This window comes from Agrobacterium sp. BT-220-3 (assembly GCF_025910175.1).
Classification (GTDB): Bacteria; Pseudomonadota; Alphaproteobacteria; order Rhizobiales; family Rhizobiaceae; genus Agrobacterium; species Agrobacterium oryzihabitans.
The window spans coordinates 1-5,074 of the sequence record NZ_JAPAIX010000032.1; the positions used below are offsets into that span (position 1 = coordinate 1).

Genomic DNA, 5,074 nt, shown 5'->3' on the forward strand with positions numbered 1-5,074 from the left:
CCGGGCTGTGGTTCCGGCGCGGTCGTCTCGTCATGGTATCTCCTGTTCACGGCATCTAAGCCGAAGTCAGGCAGAAATTCCACTTATCCCCGCTGTTCAAATTTCCCGAGCCAGCTCTATCCACGTGCCAAAATGAAAATGCTCCGGAAGGTTCGCAACGGGATCACGATCGATGATCTCTATGGTTTCCTGACTACCGATGCCAATCGCCTCGTGTAGCTTTCCGGGCGCTCCACCGCTTCAGTTGCTACCTCCTCTTATTCGGCCGTTCGCCTGCGCCACTGTCCAGACCCTTGCATGGTCACTCGTATGCCCGACGCGCCGCCATGCTTGTTGAGCACCTTGCCTCCGATGCTGGAACCAAAAGAACATAAAAGGGTTAATCAGGCGGATCAATCTACGCAGATCCGAGCTAGGGAGAAAACCATGAAAAACACTATTCTCACAGCCGCCTTCATTTGTGTCTCGGCCCTTACAGCACATGCCCAGGGTGCGCCCGCGGCCAACAGCGACGGAAACACGCCGGCAATTGCGACCCCCGACACGAAAAACCCGACGGCCCCGGTCGAGGGCGCCAACAGTTTTACTGAGGACCAGGCAAAGGATCGGATCCAAAAAGCGGGTTATACGGGGTTGAAGGATCTCAAGAAAGACGACAGGGGCGTTTGGAATGCCACCGGCATGAAGGACGGCAAAACTGTTTCGATCGCTCTCGATTATCAGGGCAATGTTGTTGCCAAGTAACCCCTAGGAGGATGTTATGAGAACTGTTACCGGACTTTTTGACGATTACGCAGACGCAAGTTCCACCGTCAGTGAACTCGAAGCTCTGGGCGTACCATCCAGCGATATCAGTATCGTTTCCAATAACGCCGATCGGCGGCACGAAGAGTCGAATGCCGCAGAAGGGGCCGGAACTGGCGCGGGGATCGGTGCGGTCGTCGGCGGCGCGGGCGGCCTGCTCACCGGCCTTGGCTTGATGGCCATTCCGGGCGTCGGTCCGGTCGTTGCAGCCGGCTGGCTTGCTGCGACTGCAGCCGGCGCGGCAGCCGGTGCGGTTGCAGGTGGGGCCGCTGGTGGGATTATTGGCGCACTGACGAGCTCCGGCGTCCCGGAACGAGATGCCCACTTCTACGCCGAAGGCGTCCGCCGGGGTGGCACCCTCGTCACCGCAAAAGTGGATGACGCCTTGGCGCCGGAGGCTGAAGCCATTCTCAAACGCTCGAATTGGGTCGATCCGACAGAACGTCGCGCCGCTTACGAAAAGCAAGGATGGACGCATTTCGACGAAACGCTCTCGCCCTACGAGGCCAACCAGATCGAGCAGGAACGGCTTCGCTATCGCCGCAATGGTATGTGAGAGTTTCAGGAGGGGCGCCACGGTGGCGCCCCTTCAGTGACGCCCGATACCGCCTTTGATAAAGATCTCGTTTGTAAGACAATTGCCGCGATTAATTTAACGGTCTGCGACATAGATTTCATTCCACCCGCTCAAATTAGTATGCAGAATTCGTAAGCGGGACAACCAGCCGGCCGTAAGAGCCCCTCGCCCCTTCGTCAGCCGTTTGAAGCCTGAAATCTATCGGCATGCAAAACCTTGCAACTCCGCGCGGGCCCCGTTTCCGCACCGTCCGCCACGCAGGGAATATCGCAAACCAAGTTTTAACCATTGCCGTCAATTATAATATGGCGCGGCTTGTATAGCGTCCGCGCGTTTCAGTCGGAGACACTCGCATTTTCCGAAAGATTTTACTTTTCCTGATCGTCACCTTGTCTACAATATTCGCGGCCATGCTGATCGCAGTGATTGCAGCAGAGACAAATTGGATCGCGAGTTGGGACAGCAAAATAACGCTCGCCCCTGGCACAGCTTATAAGCTCTAACTGCGATCGCGACATTGCCGTCTCGCGAGGGTCGAATGCAGATGCTCGACTCAATCCTCACCCTGATTGTCATTTTTATCCCGTCTACGCGTTCTTCAAATGGGTTCATCATGACGCGCCGAATGCGGGTACATCCTCAAAACCGCACCAGGCCAGCCGCGGCCTAAAACGCCACTAATTTTCGCGCTGCCGCTCTCCTGTCGATAATGAAAAATTTCCCCGCGCCTGCATTTAAGATTCCCAGAGCTCCGGTCAACCCGGGCATGGTGCAGGACTGCCGTCATTGCCGGATGATCCAAGTTGGGTGACAATCTTACGGCGTCCCGACCTCGCCGAACGAAGTGAACGACATGAGCGGAAGGTAGCTTGCTCTTAGGGACGCCACCTGCATGGTGCCGCTATCGGACATCCGTTCTCTCTCTCTCTCTCTCTCTCTCTCTCTCTCTCTCTCACCCCGTTCATTAGCGCGTTTATCAGAAGAAGCGGCAGCCAGTCTCCATCCATTGACCTCATGGAACCTCATTGCCGACCAATCGTTTTGTTCTCGCGAGGGGGCCACGTCGCCATGTTTTCTCGGGGCCCAGGAAAACAAGGAGAAAAATCATGGTGAGCGGCCAACTGAAAGCATTGCTGGGTGTACTTGCGGTAGCAGGCTATCAGAACAGGGAGAAAATCGCGGATTTTCTGCGGGGGTTGAACACGCAGCAGACCTCCGGAGCTAACCGGGATGAAGAAGCGTCCTCCAACCAGACAAGCGGTGGCGACCTGCCCGGCAAGCTCGGTGGCGGCAGGGAGTCGGGAGGCATCGGATCTATTTTTGACGGGCTCACCTCAGGAGGAACTTTAAGCTGTGGTCTGAGCGACCTTCTCAAGACGTTCCAACAAAACGGCTTCGGGCAGAAGGCGGAGTCCTGGATCAAGCCGGGGGCAAATGACGACATCAACGCCGACGAACTCTCGGAGGCGATCGGGCCGGAGGTTCTCGATGAATTGGCCGCGAAGACACGTCTGTCGCGGGAAGAGATATTGGCGCGTCTTAGCAAGGATCTACCGCAAGCTGTCGATGAACTGACGCCAGATGGGACCATTCCATCCGAGCAGCAGGTTTCGAAGCTCTGATATATATCTTTGCCGGATAGCGCTGACACGCTGTGGGGTGCTTGATCTGTGAGAAAATACTCGCCGCGAGAGGTCGGCATATAAAATGTCGCAGACGTTTTTTACTCTCTGGAGCAACAGGAAAATGGAGGCGGCAGGCCTCATTTCCGCTGATCAGGAAACACCGGTCCCAAAACGCGCAGGTTCTCATCGCGACCGTAGACCCTTCGCGGTTTACTCTTTCCTGCAACCACTCGCTGTGTAGAAAAGTAGGGACCTTCGAGACATCCTTGTTTTTGACTTTCGATCACAAGGATAATCGCGATGATGACATTCCGACGGGAAGTTTCACATAAGCTGCGCGTTCTTCAACATGCCGAGCGTCACGGTGACGTATCGCAAACCTGCCGCTATTTCGGTATTGGCAGAGCCAGTTTCTATCGATGGAAATCGGCTTTCGAGCGCTATGGCGAGGCCGGGCTTGAGAACCGATCCTCCGCACCAAAAAATCCCGCTAACCAGAAGCCTGCAGAAATCATCGAGAAAGTCTTGCATCTGCGCACCAGATATCATCTCGGCCCGATGCGCATTTCCTGGTATATGAGCCGGTACGAGACAGATCAGCCTGCGCGGCTCGAAATATTCCGCACGGGCCGCATATCCCCAAAAGCCGGTGAGATATCTGATATTGCTGGGCAACACTACGACAGCAGTGCCCGTACCTGCGATTTTGAGGCTTTCCTGCAAGCGCTTGATCCGCTTCTTGTGGTCGAAGATGTACATCGGTCCTCCGTGGCAAGGCTCCCAAAGCCTCGACTGATAAAGGAGGACGACGCTACGGAGCGCCGTTTCAGGAGTCAAAGTCGAAAAGCTGGCTATCTTATTCCGACAGGTTATATTTCATTATGAGGTCCATTTCGGCAGAGCATGCATAACCTTGCCGAATGTTTAGCACAGCTTTTCGACTTTGACCGGAGGCTTTGCAGTTGTTTACCCTGAGGCAATCGACGTTCTGGCGCGGGCAACAACCTGACGGTCGGCCAGAGTTTCGCGGTCTAACGCGGAGATGGGCAAGATATATTGTCGCAGGGTCTGCCGTCAGCCGACCACCTTTACCAGGCTGTGACTTTGGCTCCCAGCCCATCAGGCAGGAAAAAATGGACAGCAACACGGATCTTCTGGTCATCGGCGGTGGCCTTCATGGTCTTTCTGCCGCATTGCAGTCGGCTCGACTCGGCCTGAAGACAATTATTATCGAGCGCGACTTCGTTGGAAGGCATGCGTCAGGCGCAACGGCCGCCGGCGTGCGCACACTTGGTCGCGCCACAGAGGAATTGCCACTTAGCCTCGAGGCTGCAGATGCCTGGCACCATATGGTGGACATTGTCGGTGACGACTGCGGCTTCCGTCCGGCCGGGCAACTCCAAATCGCCGAGGACGAGTCCGCGCTGTCAGCCATAAGCGCGAGAATAGCAAGACTTCAGACCGCAGGCATGTTTCACGAGCGTCTGCTGGACGCGGAAGAGGTCCGGGCAATCATTCCGGATTTACCGCGACATTGCCTCGGCGCGGCATGGGTAAGCAGCGATGGTTCTGCCGATCCTCACAGGACCATCCGGTCTTTTCGTGTTGCCTGCGGGAAAGCTGGCGTTCGGATCAAGGAACAATGCGCGGTAACCGGGCTGGCGAGACAGGGCGGCATATGGGCCGTGCGTACGACAAAGGGGAAAATAGAGGCTCCGCTGGTACTCAATGCCGCTGGAGCCTGGGCGAGCACGCTGGCAGAAATGGCTGGAGAACATGTGGAGCACGACATCCGTACCTCTATGATGATCGTGACGGAGAGGGTTCACCCCAAAGTTTCACCGGTCGTCGGCTCTTTTGGTCGGAAACTGTCCTTCAAACAAACGACCGACGGAACCATTCTGCTTGGCGGGGGCTCTCAGGGCAAACTTTCCCCGGATAGGAATTCTGGGCGTGTCGCAAATTCTTTTGGTTAACTAGCTGTTGACCACAACGGTGGAAATTCAGCTCCCGATGTAGCGGAGCGTAGCCATGATTCTGAATGCCATTGCCGAAAAGCTGAAGCGCC

At 56.0% G+C, this 5,074-nt stretch carries 4 protein-coding genes and 3 pseudogenes; 6 read left to right on the top strand and 1 reads right to left on the bottom strand.

Translation table 11 applies throughout. The features are described from left to right. Nucleotides 1–112: 112 nt before the first annotated feature. The 5 genes and pseudogenes from OK142_RS24990 to OK142_RS25010 all read left to right on the top strand — a co-directional run. Nucleotides 113–216: pseudogene (locus OK142_RS24990) on the top strand (SOS response-associated peptidase); the annotation flags it as partial. Nucleotides 217–426: 210 nt separating this feature from the next. Beyond that, nucleotides 427–744 carry a hypothetical protein gene (locus OK142_RS24995; RefSeq protein ID WP_080843306.1) on the top strand — a complete coding sequence of 106 codons (318 nt, stop codon included), beginning with the start codon at nt 427–429 and terminating at the stop codon, nt 742–744. A gap of 16 nt (nt 745–760) precedes the next feature. Next, complete coding sequence (locus OK142_RS25000) at nt 761–1,360, top strand: general stress protein (protein ID WP_080843305.1); 600 nt, start codon at nt 761–763, stop codon at nt 1,358–1,360. Nucleotides 1,361–2,487: 1,127 nt separating this feature from the next. Continuing rightward, entirely contained in the window at nt 2,488–3,003 is a 516-nt protein-coding gene (locus OK142_RS25005; protein ID WP_498685707.1) for a YidB family protein, read from the top strand. 303 nt (nt 3,004–3,306) lie between these two features. Continuing rightward, nucleotides 3,307–3,594: pseudogene (locus OK142_RS25010) on the top strand (helix-turn-helix domain-containing protein); the annotation flags it as partial. A 21-nt stretch (nt 3,595–3,615) separates the two neighbouring features. On the opposite strand, the pseudogene OK142_RS25015 reads toward OK142_RS25010, so the two are convergent. Further along, nucleotides 3,616–3,765, bottom strand: a pseudogene (locus OK142_RS25015) (aminopeptidase P family N-terminal domain-containing protein); the annotation flags it as partial. A 374-nt stretch (nt 3,766–4,139) separates the two neighbouring features. Here OK142_RS25015 and OK142_RS25020 point away from each other — a divergent pair. After that, a complete protein-coding gene (locus OK142_RS25020; RefSeq protein ID WP_498685708.1) occupies nt 4,140–4,982 on the top strand; it encodes an NAD(P)/FAD-dependent oxidoreductase in 843 nt (280 codons plus the stop codon). Nucleotides 4,983–5,074 lie beyond the last annotated feature (92 nt).